The sequence below is a fragment of the Bradyrhizobium sp. LTSP857 genome (assembly GCF_000938285.1).
In the GTDB taxonomy this organism is placed as follows: domain Bacteria; phylum Pseudomonadota; class Alphaproteobacteria; order Rhizobiales; family Xanthobacteraceae; genus Bradyrhizobium.
Genome location: NZ_JYMS01000039.1, coordinates 199,793 through 220,007, shown reverse-complemented (window position 1 = coordinate 220,007; position 20,215 = coordinate 199,793). Strand labels below are relative to the sequence as shown.

Genomic DNA, 20,215 nt, shown 5'->3' with positions numbered 1-20,215 from the left:
TACAAGGGGGGAAGAATTTTACGGCGCCGGGATCGAGAGCAGGCTGGAGATGCTGCGGCCGCGGATGTCGTAGACGCGGGCGAACACTACGTCGTCACGCTTGATCTCGACCAGCACCGGCGCGGTCAGGCCCTTGCAGTAGAACTCGCCGAGCGTCATTGCGAAATCGGCGGCGTTGGAATCCCAGCCGATGGTGAAGTCAGGGCCGAGCGCGACCTGGGCCGGGCGCTGCGGACCGCACACGGCGACCTTCCATTTGCGATTGCGCGGCAGCACTTCCTGGCGCTCGACGAGCTGCTCGCGCAGTTCGTCGGAGGCCTGCTTCAGCGCCAGGCCCCAATAGTCCAGCATGAAGCGGTCGTCGGCGGCGCGCACGGTGCCGGCGATATGGTTGAAGTGGGTGTATTGATACGGATGCAGCCGGATCATCTCAGCCAGCGGCAGCGCCAGGCCGAAGCAGAAGGTGGCGAGCACGACCGGCTGCCAGGCGCGGTGATTAGCGCGCAGGCGCTCCATGGCCCAGGCGAAGGCAACGCCGCCAAGCACCGCCATCGGCGGGATGACGAAGACGAAATGGCGGATGCCGTTGTAGAGCGCAGGCCGTTTCACCATCGCGATCGCGAGTGGCAGGGTCGCAGCGAGCGTGAGCATTAAGAGGATGGTCTTGCGGCGGGCCGGAACCTCGCTGCGCGGCAGCAGGGCGAAGGTGCCGATCACGGCGCCGGTCATCGCCACCAGCATCACCTCGGGAAGCTGAAGCGCGAACAGCGTTGGCAAATAGGACCAGGGCATGTCGGGCACGGACACGATCGCGCCGTCGAACATTTCCTTCCAGGGCTTCTCGAAGAAGTGCGAGAAGTAGGTCAAGGCCTCGAAGGGATTGCCGGGCTCCATGATCGACCACGGCCAGATCAGGCCCATGACGAGGTAGCCGAACGCAAGGCCAGGCAGCAGCACGTAGACGACATGGGCGAAACGACGGGCCGCCTCGCGGACGCCCTCGGTGCGCAGCTCCTCGAGGAACAACGGCATGAATCCGACCATGGCGTAGACCAGCGCGAGCCCGCCGAGAATGCGGCAGCCGATCGAAAGGCCGGCGCCGAGGCCGACGATCAGGATCGTGCGCGGCGAGGGGTTTGGATATTCTTCGGCAAGCCGGACCAGGCCCAGCATCAGGATGATCATCGCCACCGCGAAGGGCGCATCCTTCGGGTTCATGAACATGTGGCCGTAGAAGATCGGGCAGAGCGCGAGCAGCAAGAGCGCGGCAAGGCCGGCAAGGGGGCCGCCGATGCGGCGGCCAAGCCGCCACGTCACGGCAAGCCCGATCACACCGACGACCGCGCCGAGCAGGCGGCGCGTCTCGAACAGCTCGAGCGGCAGCACTTTGTGCAGGAGGGCTGCGACCATGTCGAAGCCGCCGCCATACATATAGAGGTTGGCGAACGAGAGCGCGGCGGTGTCCCTGAAGCCGGAACCGAACAAGCGCAGCAGCAAATCGGCATATTCGGCGTGGGTATAGTCGTCCCAGCCGAGCCCGTAGTCGCGGAAAGTCAGGCCTGCGATGACGGCGACGGCAGCCAGCACCAGCATGGCGATGTCGTCGCAAGTCCGTTCAACCGAGCGCCGGAAAGGCGTGTCGATCGCCGAAGTCGTGATGGATGTCATGGCTATTGGTGACCCGGAATCCCCTCTTGGCCCTGCTGGTGCGCATGGACCTGTACCCCGGAATCCCTATAGCGCAGTTCCATTACCAAGTAATTGGGCATTATGGCTAAATTCCTGATGCGACGCAGCAAATTCAGAAACCGAAGAGCAGGTTAGAAACTAGTGGGCCGTAGCTGAAGGGAATGTGAATAAGTCCCTGATATCCTTCCCTTTAGGAACAGCGCCGGCAATTGGTCGTTGGCGAGGAACACAGTATGACGGTATCGTGGCGTAACGGGTGTTGCGCATGGATGCGCGACCGAGGGTGGGTTCGATGGTCTTGGTATTGCTGATCGCAGGGATCTTCGCCGTGGTGGCGGGTCTCCTTGCAATCCTTTTTGGCTACACGGTCAGGGATTTCAGCCTCGGTAGCACCCTCATAATCTCCGGCACGGTCGGCGTCTGCTCCGGAATGTTACTGGCCGGCCTCTATGTCGTGGCCATGGAACTGAAGAATATTGGCCGCCGGCTGACCGGTTCGGCCGCGCCGTCGGAGGTTCGGCTCAGGCCCGTGCTGCCGCCCGGCGTTGCGACGTCCAGCGCGTCCGAGCCTGCTCCGGGGATGAGGGCCGAGCCGCAGCCATCGCCCGCCGCGCCGCCATGGCAGGGCGAAGCGCCTGTCCGCGATCGCCCGCGCGTCGAGGCGCCGGAAGAGGCGGAAGTGCCTCCGCCGGCGGCTCCGGAAGCTCCGCGCCGGCGCAACCTGATGTTTGCCTCGAGCTCCCGCAAGGAGCGAGAGCGCGCCGAGGCGAAGACGACCGACAGCCCGCCGCCGCAAGCTCACGACGAGCCTGCGGTGCCTGCCGCGCCTGAGGCTCCGCCCGCGAGCTTCGACGACGCCTGGCCGAAGCCGGACCGTATGCGGGCACCGGAGCCGACCGTGGCGCGTCGCCCGCCGCCGCCGCTGCGCTCATCGTCGACCTTCGAGCCGGCCCCACCTCCGCCTGCGCCAGAGCCGCCTCCGCCGCCCGCGGAGCAGCCGCCGGTGACGGTGCTCAAATCCGGGATCGTCGACGGCATGGCCTATTCGCTCTATTCCGACGGCTCGATCGAGGCGCAGATGCCGGAGGGCATGATGCGCTTTGCCTCGATCGACGAGCTGCGCGCCCATCTCGACCAGCGGTCCTAGGGCATGATCCGGAAAAGTGTGCAGCGGTTTTCCGAAAAGATCATGCTCAAACAATAACCTAAAGCGTGATGACGATTCATCCTAATCTCATCACGCTTTAGACCAGCCGGGATCAAGTAAAGCGTCACCGTTCTTGTCGCGACAGCAGTAATCGGCTCATATTCGCCAGTCGTCGTATTTCAGCCAAACGTATTGTTGACAGAAAATACTTCACCATCGCCAATGCAGTGCGACGGAGCCAAATTGGAGAGACGAGCCCATGTCGGATGTTGGGGCTAAAAATTTCATCGAACTGACGGCCAACATCGTTTCGGCCTATCTCAGCAACAACCCGACGCCGGCCGGCGAGATTTCAAACCTGATCAGCCAGGTGCATGGCGCCTTGGTGCGGGTCTCATCAGGTCGTGCGGAGACGGCCCCGCTTGAACCCGCAAAGCCTGCGGTCTCGCTGAAGAAGTCGATCGCGCCGGACTATCTGGTGTGCCTGGAGGACGGCAAGCGTTTCAAGTCGCTGAAGCGCCATCTGCGTACCCAGTACAACATGACGCCGGAGCAATATCGCGAGAAATGGGGCCTGCCGGCCGACTATCCCATGGTCGCACCAAACTACGCGGTGGCGCGCTCGCAACTAGCGAAGAAGATGGGATTGGGGCAGCAGCAGCGGAAGCGGAAGTAAAGCCGCGCCCCGGATTTCGTAGGGTGGGCAAAGGCGCGGAGCGCCGTGCCCACCAACTTTCTTCGATCGCACTCGGAATGGTGGGCACGCTTCGCTTTGCCCACCCTACGCAGCTGAAGTTAGCGCTTCACGAGGCTTCCGCGAGCGCCTCTTTCGCATCGGTCTTGATACGTTCGACCATCGAGCGCAGGCCGTTGGAGCGCTGCGGCGTCAGATGGTCGCGAAAGCCGAACTCGTCGAACACCGCGAGCGCGTCGGTCGCAAGGATCTGCTGCGGCGTGCGGCCGGAATAGAGCGAGAGCACGATCGCGACCAGCCCGCGCACGATATGCGCGTCGCTGTCGCCGCGATACTTCAGGATCGGCGCGCCGTTGCCGCGGTCGACATGCTTGGACAGCCAGACCTGGCTGACGCAGCCCTGCACCTTGTTCTCGGCGGAGTGTTCCGCCTCGGGCATCGGTTCCAGCGTGCGACCGAGTTCGATGACGTACCGGTAGCGGTCGTCCCACTCGTCCAGAAGCTCGAAATTGTCCCTGATTTCGTCGATCGTCGTCATGATGGCCCGTGTTCCCGTTCAGGCCAATATAGGGACGCAAGGTCTCGAAATCGATAGGATTTGAGCCCTAATTGGCGATTTGCGGACCGTGCCATTCCAGCGCGAGGTCGTCCTGGGTCAGGGTGTCGCGCACCGCCTCGCTCGCAGCAGCATCGCCTTCGCCGGCCATCGCGATCGAGCCGGTGTGGTCGGGCGCCTTCTTCTCGTTTTTCTCGTTCTTCTCGTTGGTGATCTGCTCTTTTTTGTCGTTGATGATCTGGTAGATCTTCTTCGCGCCGTCCTGGGCGCGCTGGCCGATGATGGTCGCGGCCTGTCCGCCGACCTCGCAGGCCGCCGGCTGCCGTTTGCAGAACTGGGTCATGTCGGAGACGGCTGCGGTCGCAGCCTGCACCGCGTCGGCAGCGCCGATCTGCGGCAGCTTGTCCGATTCGGGTGTCTTGTCCCGCGGCAGGAGCACCAGCACCAGCCCGAGCCAGAATGTGATGCGGAGCAGAAAGCGCATCTTGCGAACCTGTATGTTAGATCCCGCCACGGCACTCCCCGCGCGCGTCGGACCTAGCAACTCTCGATAAATCGCAAGTGATTGCCTTCCGCTTAATTCGCGGAAAATTTACGCAAAAATCTTCGCAAGTCGCGGTCTCGTAAATTTTCGATTGACGCCCATGCCCGTGATGTTCCGGCCTCGCGCATCCACCAATTCGAAACCATGACAGGGAAGGCGAAACCCTGTGTTCACCATCACCAATGATGACATCGCCAAATCGCCTAAAAATCTCTGCGATAACACAGTGTCCGGCAGCGGGCCGGGTCGCCTTAGCACTCGTTTAAGGTCGCTCTGACACGGTGGCTCAACGATAAGGAGGCGTTCCGGCGCGTCTTCTCGACGAATGAGCCGAAGCGCGAGACCCGTGACAGTTTTGAGTATCATCCGCGATTGTCTCGATGCGCTGCTGCATCCCTCCGCGCGTTACGATGCGCTGACGCGAGCGCGCCATCGTGCCTTCATGGCGCCGCGGCTTCTGGGAAGCCTGGCTGCCTTTGCCGCATTTCCCGTTTATCTCGCCATGCGTGGTGCGCCGAGCGCGATCGAGGTCGCTGCCTTCGCGTGGCTGATCGCACCGATCCTGCTGTCCTGGTTCCTGTCGCGCACCGGCCGCTACGAAGGCGCTCATGTGCTGTCGTCGCTGGCGCTCGCCGGCCTGATCATGGCGATCGCCGTCACGACTGGCGGCATCGAATCATTCGCCGCGATCTGGCTGGTTGTAGTTCCCCTCGAGGCCGCACTGTCGGCCTCGCGTCGCGTCGCGGCCTTTGCTTCGCTGCTCGCGCTGTCCTGCGTGGGCATTCTGATCCTGGTCAGCCAGCTCGGTTGGCTTCCGCCCGAACATGTCAGCGCTGCGCAACGCGGCGTGTTGATGGCTTTCGGCGTTGCCTCGGCGACGCTCTATGCTGCGGGCCTCGCCTTCGGCGCCGAGTCGCTCGCACGCACCAGCGTGACGCTGCTGTCGCGCGAAGAGGAACGCTATCGCCTGCTGGCGCGCAATATGAGCGACGTGATTTCGCGGCATCAGCGCAACGGCGCGGTGCAGTTCATCTCGCCTGCGGTGGAGGCGATGCTCGGCATGCCGTCCGCGCAACTCCATGGCCACGGCCTGTTCGATCGCGTCCATGTCGCCGATCGTCCGGCCTATCTCACGGCGCTCTCCGATGCCGCGCGCGGTGACCTCCGCAGCGTCGAGTTCCGGCTGCGGCGGGAGCCGACTGGCTCCGAGCGTGGCCAGGTCGACTTCATCTGGGTCGAGATGCGCTGTCGGCCGCTCGATCAGGACCAGCGCCGCGACGTAACCGCCGAGCTCGAAGTCGTCGCCGTAATGCGCGACGTCACCGATCGCAAGCTCCAGGAGCAGGCGCTCGATCAGGCCCGCAGTGATGCGGAAGCCGCCGACGCCGCCAAGACGCGCTTCCTCGCCACCATGAGCCATGAGCTGCGCACTCCGCTCAACGCCATCATCGGCTTCTCCGAGATGATCGCGCAGGAGCAGACCCTGATGTTGGGGGCGGCCCAGCGCAAGGAATATGCAGAGCTCATCAACGATTCCGGCCAGCATCTGCTGTCGGTCGTCAACGGCATCCTCGACATGTCCAAGATGGAATCGGGCAATTTCGAGATTGCGTCGGAGCCGTTCGCGCCGCGCGCCGCACTGATGCACTGCTGCAACCTGTTGGCGCTGAAGGCGCGGGAGAACGGCGTCGATCTGATCACCGATGCGCCGCAGGATCTGCCGGTCATGACCGGCGATCCGCGCGCGTTCAAGCAGATCGTGCTCAACCTCGTCGCCAATGCCGTCAAGTTCACCGAACGCGGCGGTCAAGTTACAGTGACCGCGGCCACGTCCGCCTCGCAGCTCACGCTGCGCATCAGCGACACCGGTGTCGGCATCGCGCCGGACGATCTCAAGCGCATCGGCTCGCCGTTCTTCCAGGCCGGCAAGACCTACCAACGCCGTCACGAAGGCACCGGTCTCGGACTTTCAATCGTGAAGAGTCTTGTAGCGTTGCATCTCGGCGAATTGACGGTACAAAGCAAGCTCGGCGAGGGCACCGCCGTCACTGTCAAGCTGCCGCTCGTCTACACGCCGGCGCAAGCCAAGCCTTCCGGTAGCAGGCCTTCCGATAGAATGGCGGCGGAGAGCAAGATCGCGACGCTGACGCCGGTGCTGCGCCAAGAATCTCAGGACCAACCTGCTCTGGTGAAGAAAAGTGCCTAGAAAGTCTGCAAAGGACGAAACCGCTCCGCGCCGCCGTGGCGCCAAGGCCGCGGTCGTGGATGTCGAGACCGAGCGCAATCTCGTGATGCGCGTTCTCCTGCACAGTCCCAAGGACACGCTGGCCGGGCTTGTCGCCGTCGCGGCCATCAGCGCGATCGTTGCGAACGCGCTGTTCCTCCAGACCGGCAGGCATCCGGCGCCGATGTTCGGCACCGTGATCGATCTTCCCGCGCCGTCGGCGATGCCGCTGTCGAATCCGATGCCGCGCCCGCGCCCCGTCGGCGCCGATACGTCGCCGCTTGAGCCGAAGGCAACCGAGTTTCGCGTCGAGCCCAAACCTGCCGAGAAGGCGCCGGAGAGGCCCGCCGAGACAACCGCATCGACGCCGCGCGCGAGCGATCCCATGACCAATCTGGTCATAAAGGCCACGACGCCGGCACCGTCAGCGATTGCCGTCGCGCGCCCGCCGGCGCCGATCCCGATGCAGCAAACTCCCGCGGCGCGTCGCTTGTCCGGCGTGCAGCGCGCGTTGTCGGAATATGGCTATGGCCAGCTGAAGATCACGGGCACGATGAGCGGCGAGACTCAGTCGGCGATCCAGAAGTTCGAGCGCGAGCACAAGATGGCAGTCACAGGCCAGGTGTCCGACCGCCTGCTGCGCGAGCTCGGCGCCGCGATCGGCCATCCCGTCGAATGATCGTCACGCTTGCGTAGAGGCTGGTGCTGATTGCGGCACTGGCCTATCGTGCGTCCATGCGGTTGAAATCAAACATATGGGTCGCGGCGTATTTGCGCCGGTGCCAGACCGAGGGCGTGTACGGTGCCGTGCGCCGTCGCGGCGCCGAAGAGGCCGGTGCGGTGTTCGTCAAAGTCGCGCTGCTCGACGGCAATGCGATGCTCTACGTGCCGGCGCCGCAGACTTCTTATGACGACGGTCGCCCGGTCGATCGCTTCTTCGTGCCGCTTGCGCCGCAGCCGATGCCAGAGCCGGCGGTCGAGGAACGCCTGACCAAGGAGGTCCGCTTCGATCCGGACGCCTGGATCGTCGAGACTGAAGACCGCGCGGGGCGGCATTTCCTGGACCTGGCGAAAACCTAGCGGTCCGACGATCCGTCGGTGCCTGTGCGCACCGCTGGGCTCGAGCCCGGCTGCACGCCCGGCCGCGACTGGCTTGCGCCCGCGCGCGCGCGCTGCCGTTCGTTGTCATGCAGCGACGACTGATACTTTGCCCGCGTGACGGCGAGCGTCGAGCCGCGCCAGGCGGCCAGCATCACCAGCGCGGAGCGGTCGTTGAGGCGGTCATAGAGCCGCGACAGCCAGTAGACCATGTCCACGGAGGTACCGATCTCCGGCTTGAAGAACAGCAGGATGCGCTGGAAATTGGGGCTCGGCATGTCGAGCGCGCGGGCGGCAACCGCGAGCGCCTCACCGCCGGGATCGTCGACGATCTCTGTCGCGACGCGCGAGGGCAGGATCAGGCTGTCGCCGAGTTCGTATGTAAAGTTCTCGACATCGCCCGCGATCGCCGCCATCTCCAGGATCTGGATCGCGCGCTTGGCGCGCACGGTCGGAATCCGCGGCGCGGCCTTCAGCGGGGTCTGCGACAAATTGTGCAGGATCAGAGCGCGCTCGCTTGAGCTGGCGCGGAAGAACATGTCGTGGATCTCGGCCGCGTCCTTTGGCTGCATCGCCATGTTCGCGGCCATGCGCTGCTGGGCGTCGGTCGGCGCGCGGACCGGGGAGGGAGCCTGCGGAGCAACGGGAATCTCGCGTGCGAGCGGAACCCTGCGGCCTTCCTGGGCTGCGACCAGCCCGAGCTTCTGCAGGATCGGGACGGGCGTCGACGGATAGATCGCAAGCTTCGCCTTGACGGACGCGCGCGTCGCATCGTCGACCTGGTCGATCAGCCGCGTCGCAAGCTCGACAAACTGGCGCTGCTCGTCATCGCTGTGGACGCGCGTCTGGACATAGAGGTCGGTCAGCACGCGCAACAGCGTCGGACGAACATCGACGCCCTCGCGACGGGAGAGTGTCATCAGCCCGTCGAATCCGGGAAACAGCGACTTGGTCATGGAGAAGTACGCGACCTGGAAGAGATACTCACCGCGAGCCTAGCGCAGGGTCCTTTAAAGGCTCGTTAAGGAAAACGAGGTGTGAAGCGGACCGCGCAATTCTGGCCCTGGCCGTGCCGCAACGGGACGTCCCCGGCACGGCCCGTGCGGTTACGGTCCGATCGCTACGTTTACACCCCGTTAACCATAAACTGATCCTAATGCCCTCATGTTGCTGGGGCGCGCTTGTTCGCGCGGCAATTGAGAGAACTGACATGGGGACCATCATCGAATTTCCGGCCGGTCGCCGGGTGGGCTCGTCGGGGGACGTCACACCGCGCGCGGACATGGGGATGATTCTGATCCTTCCCGTGATCCGCATCGAGCGCGAGGCGGACGAAACCAGCGGCGATCGTGGACCGGAAGCGGGCACAGCGCCGGGGCGCCGTCGTCGTCGCCGCTAGGGTCCGGCTTTGCAATGCCGGACACCATCCGCCAGATCCGGCCTTTTGTATCGGCCGTCCTGCTCGCCTTGATGGGCGCGAGCCTCGCCGCCTGTAGCGGCGGCGATTTCGGCCGCACCCGCGCCGACATGCGCAGCGACGACATGCATCGCTGGCTCGGCACCGAGGTCACCTCCAGCGTTGGCCTGAAACCGTCGCAATTCCAGCTCACCGACGAAGAGCGTCAGCTTCGCGATCTCGCCTATCCCATGATCGAGCCGCCGCTGTCGCGGCCGGCCTGGAAGAGCGTGTTCGGCGATTACAAGACGATACCCTCGCCCTGGCACCAGAAGATCGTGTTCGACCGTACCATGTACGGGCGCACGCTGGTCGACGAGCCGCATCGCTCGTTTTCCTCGCGCTATGCGCAGCTGATCGAGGACGTCCGCAACGACATCACCCGGTTCGAGCCGTTCTTCGGCAGCGCGATCCGCGTCATCGATCTCGACAAGAAGCGCGAGGCCAGCATGGCGCGCGTCTCCGAGCTCTCGCCCAAGGAGAAGGCGGATGCGGTCGAGCGCATGCAGGAGAACTCGCTGATCATCCAGTGGGTGCAGCAATCGCTCGAGCAGCGCGTCTCGTCCTATCGCTGGGCGCTCGAGCGCCTCGTGATCCAGGCGCCGGACAACATGGCCGCCGACGCCGATCGCCTGATCGGCGAGCTCGCATCCCAAACCACCAATCCGCCGGTCGCGGCCCAGCCGTTGTATCAGCGCCCGGTCATCTCGAAGGGCTAGGCGTTTTGCGCGCACTGCGCCGGCGCGGAATCTGATCTGGCTTGCGCCGCTGCTTCTGAAGCTTCGCCACAAAATCCTTCAACGCATCCGGCAGCGGCGCGGACGTGCGGTAGGCGAGGCCGACCTCGCGCGTGACCTTGACCTCGATCTCCCTGATCGCGACGTCCGGATTGGCCTTGGCCACGCCTTCCGGAACGATGGCGATGCCGACGCCGGCTGCGACCAGCGCCATGGCCCAATCCTCCGATTGCGCGATCGCTGCGGACTGATGCCGCTTCGAAGCGCGGCCGAAGAATTCGCTCTGCTCGCAATGGCAGCGGTCGATCATGGGGACATTGGCGAGATCGCTGACCCGGAGCCTGTCCTTCAGCGTCAGCGGATGCGACGGCGGCAGGGCCGCGACATAGCGCTCGCTCCACAGCGCGACGAAATGCTCGTCATTGCGCAGCATGCTCTTCGAGATGATCCGCGCATCGGCGCGCTCGTCATGGCCGACGAGGCGAAGCGCGATGTCGGCACGCGCCGTCAGCGGCTTCAGCAGCGCGATCGTCCGCGGCACGTCGAGCGTGCGCATCAGGCCGAGCGTCAGCGCGGTCCTCGTGCTCGGCTTCCTGAACAGGCTGCGCGCGGCATCGGTCTCGTCGATGATGCGGCGGGCCAGCGCATGAAACTGCTCGGCCGAAGCGGTCGGCGCGACGCCCTTCTTGTGCCGGATGAAGAGCGTGGTGCCGAGCTCGGCCTCCAGATGGGTGATCGCGGTCGAGATCGAGGGCTGCGACACGAAGCATGTGCGCGCCGCGGCGGTGAGGTTGCGTTCGCGGTAGACGGCGGCGAAGTAGCGGAGCTCGCGGATATCCATAGGGTAAACCTAGAGATGCTATCAATAGTCGATATTTTACCTATGGATCGGATGATGACAAGAACGCTCGTCACGAAAGGCGAGGTCATCCATGAAAATCCATCATCTCAACACCGGCACGATGTGCCCGATGGGCCGCCGCCTGGTGAACGGCACGGGCAGCCTGTTCCAGCGCGCCCGCATGGTCTGCCACTGCCTGCTGATCGAAACGGGTGACGGGCTCGCTTTGGTCGATACCGGCATCGGGCTCGGCGACATCGCCGCGCCGCAACGGTTGGGGCGGCGATGGCTGCGGCAGACCGCACCCCGGCTCGATCCGTCCGAGACGGCGGTACAGCAGGTGCGCGCGCTCGGCTGTTCGCCAAGCGACGTGCGTCACGTGCTGCTGACGCATCTCGACCGCGACCACGCCGGCGGCGTGCCGGACTTTCCTCATGCCAAGATCCACGTCCACCGCGCCGAATACGACATGGCGGTGCTGCGAAAACCCGCGCCGCCCGCGGGGCGCTATGTCACCGAGCAGTGGAGCCACGGGCCGAGCTGGAAATTCTATGAGGACGCCGGCGAGGACTGGTTCGGCTTCAAGGGCGTGCGCGCATTGGGCGATCGGGACGGGGACATCCTGATGATCCCGCTCGCCGGCCACACGCTCGGCCATTGCGGCATTGCGGTCCGCTCAGGCGACACATGGCTGCTGCATGCCGGCGACAGCTACTTCTTTCACGGCCAGCTCGAGGCATCCCCACGCATGCCGCTGGTGCTCAGCTATTTCCAGCGCAAGGTCGACATGGACCGGAAGACGCGGATAGCCAACCAGGCCCGGCTGCGTGCGCTGAAGCTCGACCACGGCGACCGCGTGACGATCTTCAACAGCCATGATCCGGTTGATTATGAAAGCTGCCGATGTGGAAGGCATTAGTCGCGTCTGAGCACCGTCCGGATCGTGCGAGCGCGCCTTTGCGTTTGCGCGCTCGCGATGGTCGTCTATGTGCCGGATGCAGCCCTTTGAGTCCGCAGGAGGCGTTGCTTCACTATCCGCGCGATCGCCGCCGGAGCCTCCTCTGGAAGCGCAAAGCAGGAGCTCGCATTGATCTCGCACAGAACGTAGGTGTCTGCACCGGCTGCGTCGCGCGGCCCGTACAGGAAGTCCGCGTCCCAGATGACCGGTAGCGAGGATTCATCGATGTCGAGCGTGTCCATCATCCGCGGCGTCCATTCGTCCTCCATCGACCTTCGCAGCGCCTGAAATTGCGGCGCATCGGGTCCGTGCATGATGCGCGGGCCCGGTTGCGCCTCGGGCGCGTCCGGGCCTTCCGGCGGCGGAGGAATCAAGGCCTTGATCAATTGGTGCCCAAAGCCCGCAACCTCTGAGCCGCTCATGTAGCAGCGGATCATTCCGTCGGGCAGGCGAGGTTGAAACGCCTGGTCGATGATGCAGCCGCCCCAGCCGAAATACGGTTCACATCGCGCGATCAAGGCTTCGAGCGGCATGTCCTCGGGCATGCTGCCGCGTTGCGCATGGAGCACACGAACCTTGGTGGCCTCATTCGGCAGTGCCTCCACCTTCCAAACGCCCTGGCCTCCGTTGCCGCGATTTTGCTTCAGCACGCGGGGAGCGCCGGCCCGAAGACGCGACGGGAATTCGGCGCGGAAGCTTGCGGCCGTGTCATAGCGATGTGTGTCGGCGCCCCAGCCGAGATGACGTGTTCGGTAGAGCACCTCCTTGACGCCCATCTTCAGAATGACATCGGGGTGCGCGCTCACCCACGGCCCTTGCGCCGAAACGTCGCGAAGCAGGACATCGAGCTCGGCGCGCGTCTTGCCCTGATGGATCGGATCGACCCAGACGAGCACGCCGTCGACTGCGCGCAATTGATCGCGGACGGCGTCGGCGAAGGTCTCGTCGTAGATGACCGGCCGGGCTTCGATGCCGGCAGCGGCGAGTGCTTCGAAGACGCGGACGAAGCGGCTGTTTTGCGCCGTCACATCCCGGCGCGCGGCAGCGTCTCCGCGTGAGAGAACGGCGACAGCATTTTGGAGAGAGGAGTGTCGTTCGGTGTCCATGCGCAAGCTCCACGAATGGCGTGCTGCGCAGAGCTTGGACCGAGGTCTCACGGGGAGTCTGCTTTGTCCCCATGGGATGAGTTTACGTGAGGTGGCGCCCACATTTCAAGACGGTGATTGGCGAGGTTTCGTTCTGGCGGCGGAGGGGCGACTGCGAGCGGGTGTCCTTTGCCCATCTCGACACGCACCACTTGGCTTTCGATCCGCGTCGCAGCACACTGGCACAGTAGATCAATGGTTTTTGCGGATATCGAATGGTCCAGACAAGACGTCGCTCGGCGCGAATGGGCGCTCGGCAAATCTACGATACGCTCAAGGACCAGATCATGGCGCGGGTGTACGGCGTTGACGGCCTGCTGCCGTCCTCCCGCGCCCTTGCCGGCGAGCTGGGCGTCTCGCGCACGACCGTGACGGTCGCCTATGAGCAGCTCGCGGCGGAAGGATTCATTGACATTCGCCACGGCGCGCGGCCGCGCGTTGCCCGTGCCGTCGTCGAGAGAGGACAAGCTCGCACCATATCCAGGCCATCGTCGCGCAATCTGCGGCTTTCAAGGTTTGGCGAGCGGCTGCGACAAGACCTGCCGCGCTGGACCGAACCGCCGCGCGGCCTCCTTGCAAACTTCAGATACGGCGATCTGTCGCCGGCGGACTTCCCGATCCTCGCGTGGAAGCGAGCCATGGTTGCGGCGCTGAACCGCAGGTCCGAGAGATTGGCCTACGGGGACCCCTGCGGATCACTGCGGCTTCGGACGGCGCTGCAGGGCTATCTCTGGCGTTCGCGGAGCGTGCGTTGCGACGTCGAGCAGATCGTCATCGTGAACGGATCGCAGCAAGGGCTCGACCTGTGCGCGCGGCTGCTGCTCGACGCCGGCGACCGCTTCGTCATGGAGGATCCGGGCTACCTGATGGCGCGGCACGCCTTCTCGGCCACCGGTGCTGTCGCCGTTCCGATTTCGGTCGACCGGGACGGTCTGGAAACCGAGCGCCTTGCGACGGTCGAGGCCCGGCTCGCTTACGTGACGCCGTCGCATCAATATCCGCTGGGCGGAGTCCTGCCGATCGGACGCCGGCATCAGTTGCTCGCGTGGGCGGCACGGGCAGATGCCTATGTGATCGAGGACGATTACGACAGCGAGTATCGATACGATACCAAACCAGTGCCGCCGCTTCATGCGCTGGAAGGCAGTGGCAACGTCGTCTATCTCGGTACTGTTTCCAAGACGCTGTCACCGACGTTGAGGATCGGCTATTTGGTGGTGCCTGTGGGATTGCGACCCTTGTTCGCCGCGGCCAAGCAGACCATGGATCGGCACACGCCTCAGATCGAGCAGGAGGCGCTCGCCACGATGCTGGAGAGCGGCGCCTACGAGCGCCATGTCAGGCGCGTCCGCCGGCGCAATGCCGAACGCCGGCAGGCGCTGCTCGATGCGTTGCATCGCTGGTTCGGCGATCGGGTCCAGATCGACGGCGCGGATGCCGGCTTGCACATCGTCGCCTGGTTTCGCGATCTGACCCGCGACCACGAAGCAGCATTGGTCGAGGCCGCCCGGGCGAAAGGCGTGGGCGTCTACCCCGTCTCGGCGCTGTTCGACCCGCGCGGGCAGGGGCGCCGCCGCCGTCTGGAGGCCGTCGGTCTCGTCATGGGTTTTGCGGCGCTCGACGTGCGCCAGATCGAGCGGGGCTGCAAGCTTCTCGCCCAGGCTGTCGACGACATCGTGCCGCGAAGGCCTCGAAAACTGGACCAGAATAAAGTCTGAAAACTGGCAGTTCTTCGTATGCCAGATTCAGGCTATCTCCGGGGCAAGAACGGAGACAAGCGATGTACATACCCCCTGCCTTCAAGGACGACGATTTCGAGAGCATCCGGACGACCATCCGCGACGCGCGGCTGGCCAATCTGGTGACGGCCACTGCCGAAGGCCCGGTGGCGACGCCGATGCCGCTCTTCCTCGACGACACCGAGGGCGAGCACGGAACGCTGTATGGGCATCTGGCAAGGGCCAATCCGCAATGGCATCTCGCCCCGATCGGAGACGCTCTCGCGATCTTCACGGGTCCGGAAGCCTATGTGACGCCGTCCTGGTACGCGACCAAGCAGGAGACCGGAAAGGTGGTGCCGACCTGGAACTACATTGCCGTGCACGCCTACGGTCCGGTCGAGTTTTTTCAGGAGACCGAGCGTCTGCTCGATGTGGTGACGCGCCTGACCAACAAGCACGAAGGATCGCGCGCGAAATCCTGGGCCGTCACGGACGCTCCCGCCGATTTCATCGCCGCGCAGCTGCGGGGCATCGTCGGCGTGCGCATCCCGGTCGTGCGGTTCGAGGGCAAGCGCAAGATGAGCCAGAACCGCCCCGAAGCCGATCGCGTCGGCGTCGCGGCGGGGCTTGCGGCGAGTGACAGCCCGCAGGACCGGCAAGTCGCGCCACTCATTTCGGTGCGGGCGTGACGTATCTCTAGGGCTAGAACAGTTGGGAGGCGGATGCGCCATCACCCCGGTTATAGCCAAAGGCTCCCGGCGCGACCGTCGGCGCAGACGGAGGAAGAAAGCGTCTCGTCATCGCCTATCCATTGCAGGCCTGGCCTCAACATCTGGCTCAGCATTTGCCCAGCACGAGAAGAGATGCTCGCATTTTTTCATTCTCGTGGACCACAATGCGCATAAACGATGGTCGCCTCGCCGCAGGCATTTGAGCATCTGCTCACTTGACAAGTAAATACCCAAAAGCCAACACTGAGCCCGGTTGAGCTTGGGTCACTGCCGCGCGGATCGCAACTGAAGGAATGAAGAGAGCCAATGCCCGCCGCGCAACCTGGCCGGATCGTCCCTGCGGCTTATTGGACGCAACGGATCCTGGCGCTTGCGCTGACGCTTGGGGTGATAGCCGCGGGCCTGATCGTATCCCGCTCCGACCAGGTACAATGGAGCGTCATCCCGCAATATTTCTTTGACGCATCGATCCTGCAGGGGATCCGCCTGACACTGATCCTGACTTTCCTCGCGATCGCGGCGGGGCTTGTCGGTGGAATCATCCTCGCCATGCTGCGTGGGTCCGGCAATTCGGTTCTCGTCGGTTTCGCCTATCTCTACATCTGGTTCTTCAGGGGCACTCCGCTTCTGGTGCAGTTGATCTTCTGGTTCAATATCCAGTTGTTCTTGCCGGAGATTGGCTTCGGCTCCCATTCCATCCCAACCAACGCATTGATCTCGTCGTTCACCGCTGCGATGCTGGCGCTGGGCCTGAACGAGGCGGCCTATATGTCCGAGATCGTTCGCGGCGGCATTCTCGCCGTCGACAGAGGGCAGAGCGAAGCCGCCACCGCGCTCGGCTATACCCCCTACCAGACCTTTCGCCACATCATCATGCCGCAGGCGCTGCGGGTCATCATTCCGCCGATCGGCAACCAGACGATCTCGATGTTGAAGACGACGTCGCTGGTCTCGATCGTCGCGGCCCAGGATCTGCTGACCCGTGTACAAAACATCTACGCCAAGAATTTCCTAGTCATCGAGCTGCTTTTCGTCGCCGCCTCCTGGTACCTGATCATGACGAGTATCGCTATCGTCATGCAGGCCTGGATCGAGCGGCGGTTCAGCCAGGAAGGTCCTGCACGCGCATCGTCGGGCGCGCCGCGATGGTCGTTCAATCAGCTTCTGTGGCGCGGATGACCGCTGTGAATGCTTCCTCAATGCGGGCCGTCGTCGAAGCGTATGGCGTCAGAAAATCCTTCGGTTCGCTCGAGGTGCTGAAAGGTATCGACCTGACCCTCGCGGCCGGCGAGGTCGCTTGCATTCTCGGACCTTCCGGCAGCGGCAAATCGACATTTCTCCGCTGCATCAACCATCTCGAAAAGCCCGATGGCGGTCGCATCCTGGTCAATGGCTCGTTGATCGGCTATCGGGAGCGAGGCGACGTGCTCTACGAGTTGAAGCGCAATGAGCTGGCGCTGCAGCGCCGCGCCATCGGCATGGTGTTCCAGCGCTTCAACCTGTTTCCGCATCTCAGCGTCCTTGACAACATCATTCAGGCGCCGATGTTGCTCAAAGGAGAAGCTCGTGACTCCGCCGTCGCGCATGCTCGCAGCCTGCTCGCGATGGTCGATTTGGGCAACAAGGAAAACGCCAGGCCGAACGAACTTTCCGGCGGCCAGCAGCAACGCGTGGCGATCGCCCGCGCGTTGGCGATGCAGCCATCGCTGATGCTGTTCGATGAACCGACATCTGCCCTCGACCCCGAACTGGTCGGAGAAGTCCTGGCCGTTATCAAGCGTCTCGCCGCACAGGGCATGACGATGCTCGTCGTCACCCATGAGATCGGTTTCGCCCGCGAGGTCGCCGACCGCGTCGTCTTCATGGACGACGGCTATGTCGTCGAAGAGGGCTCGGCTTCGACGGTGATCGACAATCCACAAATGCAGCGGACCCGGACCTTTCTCAGTCGAATGTCCTGACTGCAGCGCATATTCCAACCGAAAGAGGGACCGAACTATGACGACGTTTCGCAGACTTGCTCTTGTGTCGCTGCTGACTGTCGCGCCGGCGCTTGCGGTAGCCGGCGAGGTCAATCCGAAGATCCGTGAGATGCTGCCGCAGCGTATCCGCGATGCGGGTTTCATCAGCGCCGCCAGTGATCCCCACCAGCCACCCTATGATTTCTACGGACCAGACAACGCCACCCTGATCGGCGTCGAACAGGAACTGCTGACCGAGGTCGCCAGCAAGCTCGGCATCGAGATCCGCCGCATTGCCGCGCCTTTTCCAAGCATCATTCCCGGCATCCAGTCGAAGCGGTTCGATCTCGGCGCCTCGGCCTTTGGCGATTTCGTCGAGCGCGAAAAGATCGTCGATATCATCGACGTCAACCGCGAGGCGGCCGGGCTGATCGTCGTCAAGGGAAACCCGCACAAGGTCATGAAGCTCAGCGACACCTGCGGACTCCGCGGCGCCGCTCATCAGGGTTCGACACCGCTGCACCTGTTCGAACTGCAGGCCGCGGCCTGTCCTGCAGACAAACCGCTCGAAATCCTGCAGTTCACCACGAGCGATCAGGCCCAGTTGGCTCTCAAGAGCGGACGCGCCGACGTCTCGCTCGCCAATGTCGGCGTCTCGGCCTATACCACCGCCAACCAGCCTGCCGGGGGAATCCTGCTCGAACTGGTCACGACCTCGCGCTATGCCGTCGGCTATCAGGGCTGGCTGGTCGCCAAGGAAAATCCGGAACTGCGCGACGCGATCATCGCGGCACTGCAAGCCATGGTCGACGACGGCAGCTACGCCAATGTCTTCACGAAATGGAATCTAAAGCAGAACGTGCTCGAAAAGATCACTTACAACGATGCCGCCAGCATCGCCGGGACCTATTTCAACATCGATAAGTGACTTCAGCGACCTCGAAGTAGTGGACACAGGCGGATTGCTCCGCGGGTGTTACGAACTTTCGATGTTGCCATTCTGCCAGTGTTTTGCCCGACGGGTCAAAGGCGCACGCGCGCAGTCGATCCGTATCGCCGACCGAAGCGCGTTAGCCCAACGATGGAACTACATTGCCGTGCACGCCTACGGTCCGGTCGAGTTCTTTTGGGAGACGGAGCGTCTGCTCGATGTGGTGACGCGCCTGACCAACAAGCACGAAGGGTCGCGCGCGAAATCCTGGGCCGCCTCTGACGCGCCCGCCGATTTCATCGCGGCGCAGTTGCGGGGAATCGTCGGCGTGCGCATTCCGGTCGTGCGGTTGCGAGGGCAAGCGCAAGATGAGCCAGAACCGCCCCGAAGCCGATCGCATCGGTGTTGCAGCGGGGCTTGCGGCAAGTGACAGTCCGCAGGACCGGCAAGTCGCGCCTTTGATTCCGGTTCCGGTGTGACGTATCTCTGCGCCGGAGAACGCGGGGGATGAGATGTTGAAGCTGGTGTTTCCGATGATGCTGGCCGCCGCGGCCGGGATCAGTCTGGTCGTGCAACAGGCCCTCAACGCGAACCTCCGGACGGCACTGGGCTCGGCGGCCTGGTCGGGCTTCATGAGCTACTTCATCGGCGTCATCTGCATGGCCGCGCTCGCGCTCCTCTTGCAGGATCCCGTCCCATCGGTATCGATCGCTGCCCGCATCCCCTGGTTCGCCTGGAGCGGCGGCCTGTTCGGCGCGCCATCTTCATTGGGCTCGGAATCTTCCTGGTCCCTCAGCTCGGCGCCGCGACCTTCTTCGCGCTTCTCATCGCGGGGCAGATGCTCGGCTCGATCGCATTCGACCATTTTGGCTTGCTGGGTGTTCCCGTTCACCCGATCAGTGCGGTGAGGGTCGCCGGCGCAGCATTGCTCGTGGGCGGAGTCATCCTGATCCGGATGTAGAAGATCAGAATGTCTCAGATCCATCGCGTCCGCCATCCTTGTCCTCCCCGAGGATCGTGTCCGACGGCAGCGCAGCCGCTTTCTGGAGTGGAGCGATAAACCGATCCCAGCTCTTATCGGTCGGCGGAGGTGTCTTTTCGTCAGTTTAATTTCCGCGTTGGCGTTGAATAGCTAGAATGGGTCTTATCTCGCGATCGAGGAAGCCGGCCATGCAAACGCAATCGGTCATTACGTGTCCGGTCTGTCATCACGCATCAGCCGAAACCATGCCGACTGACGCCTGCCAATTCTTCTATGATTGCAAGGGGTGCGGGACTCGGCTCAAGCCCAAGTGCGGCGATTGCTGCGTCTACTGTTCATATGGGTTAGTTGCTTGTCCGCCGATCCAGCAGAACGGAAGGTGCTGTTGAGGCCAGCATGAGACGGCGTCGACTCAATCTGTATTTCCAATATTCTAGAATTACGGTTGACAGCGAGGACGGCCCGGCGCAATATGTGGTCATGAAGATCGACGACGCAGCAAGACGTTTGGAAGCCTTGGGTAACCGGACACGGCTCCAGATCTATCGGGCCCTGGTCCGGGCTGGGCGATCGGGCATGCCCGTCGGTCGTTTGCAGGAAAAGCTGAAGATCCCGGCATCGACGCTGTCCCACCACATCAAATCTCTGGTGGCTGTCGGGCTCGTCAGTCAGGTCCGGGAATCCACGACGCTTGTCTGCCATGCGAACTACGACTCGATGCAGGGTCTGGTGGACTTCCTGGTGTCGGAATGCTGCGCAGACGAAACCGAATGCAAGGATACTAAATCGGCGGCCTGATC

Annotated in this window: 21 protein-coding genes and 2 pseudogenes; 17 read left to right on the top strand and 6 right to left on the bottom strand. The window is 63.6% G+C overall.

Translation table 11 applies throughout. From position 1 onward, the window contains the following. Positions 1-18: 18 nt before the first annotated feature. Positions 19-1,668, bottom strand: a complete 1,650-nt coding sequence (locus UP06_RS25750; RefSeq protein WP_045006466.1) for a glycosyltransferase family 39 protein — start codon at positions 1,666-1,668, stop codon at positions 19-21. A 313-nt stretch (positions 1,669-1,981) separates the two neighbouring features. On the opposite strand from UP06_RS25750, the gene UP06_RS25745 reads away from it, so the two are divergent. Both UP06_RS25745 and UP06_RS25740 read left to right on the top strand, forming a co-directional pair. Continuing rightward, complete coding sequence (locus tag UP06_RS25745; protein ID WP_045006465.1) at positions 1,982-2,836, top strand: hypothetical protein; 855 nt, start codon at positions 1,982-1,984, stop codon at positions 2,834-2,836. A gap of 259 nt (positions 2,837-3,095) precedes the next feature. Continuing rightward, positions 3,096-3,512: a Ros/MucR family transcriptional regulator gene (locus UP06_RS25740; protein WP_045006464.1), complete on the top strand. Its 417-nt coding sequence runs from the start codon at positions 3,096-3,098 to the stop codon at positions 3,510-3,512. 127 nt (positions 3,513-3,639) lie between these two features. Here UP06_RS25740 and UP06_RS25735 read toward each other — a convergent pair whose 3' ends face one another. Beyond that, entirely contained in the window at positions 3,640-4,068 is a 429-nt protein-coding gene (locus tag UP06_RS25735; RefSeq protein ID WP_045006463.1) for a SufE family protein, read from the bottom strand. 67 nt (positions 4,069-4,135) lie between these two features. Next, positions 4,136-4,570 (bottom strand): DUF5330 domain-containing protein, encoded by a 435-nt coding sequence (locus UP06_RS25730; RefSeq protein ID WP_045006462.1) that lies wholly within the window; start codon positions 4,568-4,570, stop codon positions 4,136-4,138. A 385-nt stretch (positions 4,571-4,955) separates the two neighbouring features. Between UP06_RS25730 and UP06_RS25725 the strand changes: the two genes are divergently transcribed. From UP06_RS25725 to UP06_RS25715, 3 genes are read left to right on the top strand one after another with little or no spacing between them, the layout of a single operon-like run. After that, the gene (locus UP06_RS25725; RefSeq protein ID WP_156163220.1) at positions 4,956-6,836 is read left to right on the top strand and encodes a PAS domain-containing sensor histidine kinase; all 1,881 of its coding nucleotides are present in this window, start codon (positions 4,956-4,958) and stop codon (positions 6,834-6,836) included. Further along, positions 6,829-7,533: a peptidoglycan-binding domain-containing protein gene (locus UP06_RS25720; RefSeq protein WP_045006460.1), complete on the top strand. Its 705-nt coding sequence runs from the start codon at positions 6,829-6,831 to the stop codon at positions 7,531-7,533. The genes UP06_RS25725 and UP06_RS25720 overlap by 8 nt, the downstream gene beginning before the upstream one ends. 56 nt (positions 7,534-7,589) lie before the next feature. Next, entirely contained in the window at positions 7,590-7,934 is a 345-nt protein-coding gene (locus UP06_RS25715) for a DUF1491 family protein (RefSeq protein ID WP_045006570.1), read from the top strand. Here UP06_RS25715 and UP06_RS25710 read toward each other — a convergent pair. Further along, positions 7,931-8,908, bottom strand: coding sequence for a DUF2336 domain-containing protein (locus UP06_RS25710; protein ID WP_045006459.1), 978 nt, complete (start codon positions 8,906-8,908; stop codon positions 7,931-7,933). The genes UP06_RS25715 and UP06_RS25710 overlap by 4 nt on opposite strands. Positions 8,909-9,162: 254 nt before the next feature. Here UP06_RS25710 and UP06_RS25705 point away from each other — a divergent pair, with 254 nt between their 5' ends. Together UP06_RS25705 and UP06_RS25700 are read left to right on the top strand one after the other, a co-directional pair. Further along, positions 9,163-9,351 carry a hypothetical protein gene (locus tag UP06_RS25705; protein WP_045006458.1) on the top strand — a complete coding sequence of 63 codons (189 nt, stop codon included), beginning with the start codon at positions 9,163-9,165 and terminating at the stop codon, positions 9,349-9,351. A gap of 14 nt (positions 9,352-9,365) precedes the next feature. Continuing rightward, positions 9,366-10,127 carry a hypothetical protein gene (locus tag UP06_RS25700; protein WP_045006457.1) on the top strand — a complete coding sequence of 254 codons (762 nt, stop codon included), beginning with the start codon at positions 9,366-9,368 and terminating at the stop codon, positions 10,125-10,127. Here the strand turns inward: UP06_RS25700 and UP06_RS25695 are convergent. Then, the gene (locus UP06_RS25695) at positions 10,111-10,986 is read right to left on the bottom strand and encodes a LysR family transcriptional regulator (protein WP_045006456.1); all 876 of its coding nucleotides are present in this window, start codon (positions 10,984-10,986) and stop codon (positions 10,111-10,113) included. The genes UP06_RS25700 and UP06_RS25695 overlap by 17 nt on opposite strands. A 91-nt stretch (positions 10,987-11,077) precedes the next feature. Here UP06_RS25695 and UP06_RS25690 point away from each other — a divergent pair, with 91 nt between their 5' ends. Beyond that, on the top strand, positions 11,078-11,905 hold the full coding sequence (locus UP06_RS25690) for an MBL fold metallo-hydrolase (protein WP_045006455.1): 828 nt from the start codon (positions 11,078-11,080) through the stop codon (positions 11,903-11,905). A gap of 65 nt (positions 11,906-11,970) precedes the next feature. On the opposite strand, the gene UP06_RS25685 is transcribed toward UP06_RS25690, so the two are convergent. Further along, positions 11,971-13,050 carry a Cj0069 family protein gene (locus UP06_RS25685; RefSeq protein ID WP_045006454.1) on the bottom strand — a complete coding sequence of 360 codons (1,080 nt, stop codon included), beginning with the start codon at positions 13,048-13,050 and terminating at the stop codon, positions 11,971-11,973. Positions 13,051-13,304: 254 nt separating this feature from the next. On the opposite strand from UP06_RS25685, the gene pdxR reads away from it, so the two are divergent. The 9 genes and pseudogenes from pdxR (at position 13,305) to UP06_RS25645 (ending at position 20,213) form a co-directional block, all read left to right on the top strand. Further along, entirely contained in the window at positions 13,305-14,807 is a 1,503-nt protein-coding gene (pdxR, locus tag UP06_RS25680) for a MocR-like pyridoxine biosynthesis transcription factor PdxR (protein ID WP_045006453.1), read from the top strand. 62 nt (positions 14,808-14,869) lie between these two features. Beyond that, positions 14,870-15,499 (top strand): FMN-binding negative transcriptional regulator, encoded by a 630-nt coding sequence (locus tag UP06_RS25675; protein ID WP_045006452.1) that lies wholly within the window; start codon positions 14,870-14,872, stop codon positions 15,497-15,499. A gap of 348 nt (positions 15,500-15,847) precedes the next feature. Further along, entirely contained in the window at positions 15,848-16,720 is an 873-nt protein-coding gene (locus UP06_RS25670) for an amino acid ABC transporter permease (protein ID WP_050032022.1), read from the top strand. Beyond that, positions 16,717-17,502 (top strand): amino acid ABC transporter ATP-binding protein, encoded by a 786-nt coding sequence (locus UP06_RS25665; protein WP_197087384.1) that lies wholly within the window; start codon positions 16,717-16,719, stop codon positions 17,500-17,502. Before UP06_RS25670 ends, UP06_RS25665 begins: the two co-directional genes overlap by 4 nt. A 37-nt stretch (positions 17,503-17,539) precedes the next feature. Further along, the gene (locus UP06_RS25660; RefSeq protein ID WP_045006450.1) at positions 17,540-18,430 is read left to right on the top strand and encodes an ABC transporter substrate-binding protein; all 891 of its coding nucleotides are present in this window, start codon (positions 17,540-17,542) and stop codon (positions 18,428-18,430) included. A gap of 154 nt (positions 18,431-18,584) precedes the next feature. Beyond that, positions 18,585-18,912, top strand: a pseudogene (locus UP06_RS25655) (FMN-binding negative transcriptional regulator); the annotation flags it as partial. A gap of 33 nt (positions 18,913-18,945) precedes the next feature. After that, positions 18,946-19,394: pseudogene (locus UP06_RS40175) on the top strand (DMT family transporter). Positions 19,395-19,603: 209 nt separating this feature from the next. Continuing rightward, complete coding sequence (locus tag UP06_RS42200; RefSeq protein ID WP_082081591.1) at positions 19,604-19,804, top strand: GDCCVxC domain-containing (seleno)protein; 201 nt, start codon at positions 19,604-19,606, stop codon at positions 19,802-19,804. 91 nt (positions 19,805-19,895) lie between these two features. After that, a complete protein-coding gene (locus UP06_RS25645; protein ID WP_045006568.1) occupies positions 19,896-20,213 on the top strand; it encodes an ArsR/SmtB family transcription factor in 318 nt (105 codons plus the stop codon). Positions 20,214-20,215 lie beyond the last annotated feature (2 nt).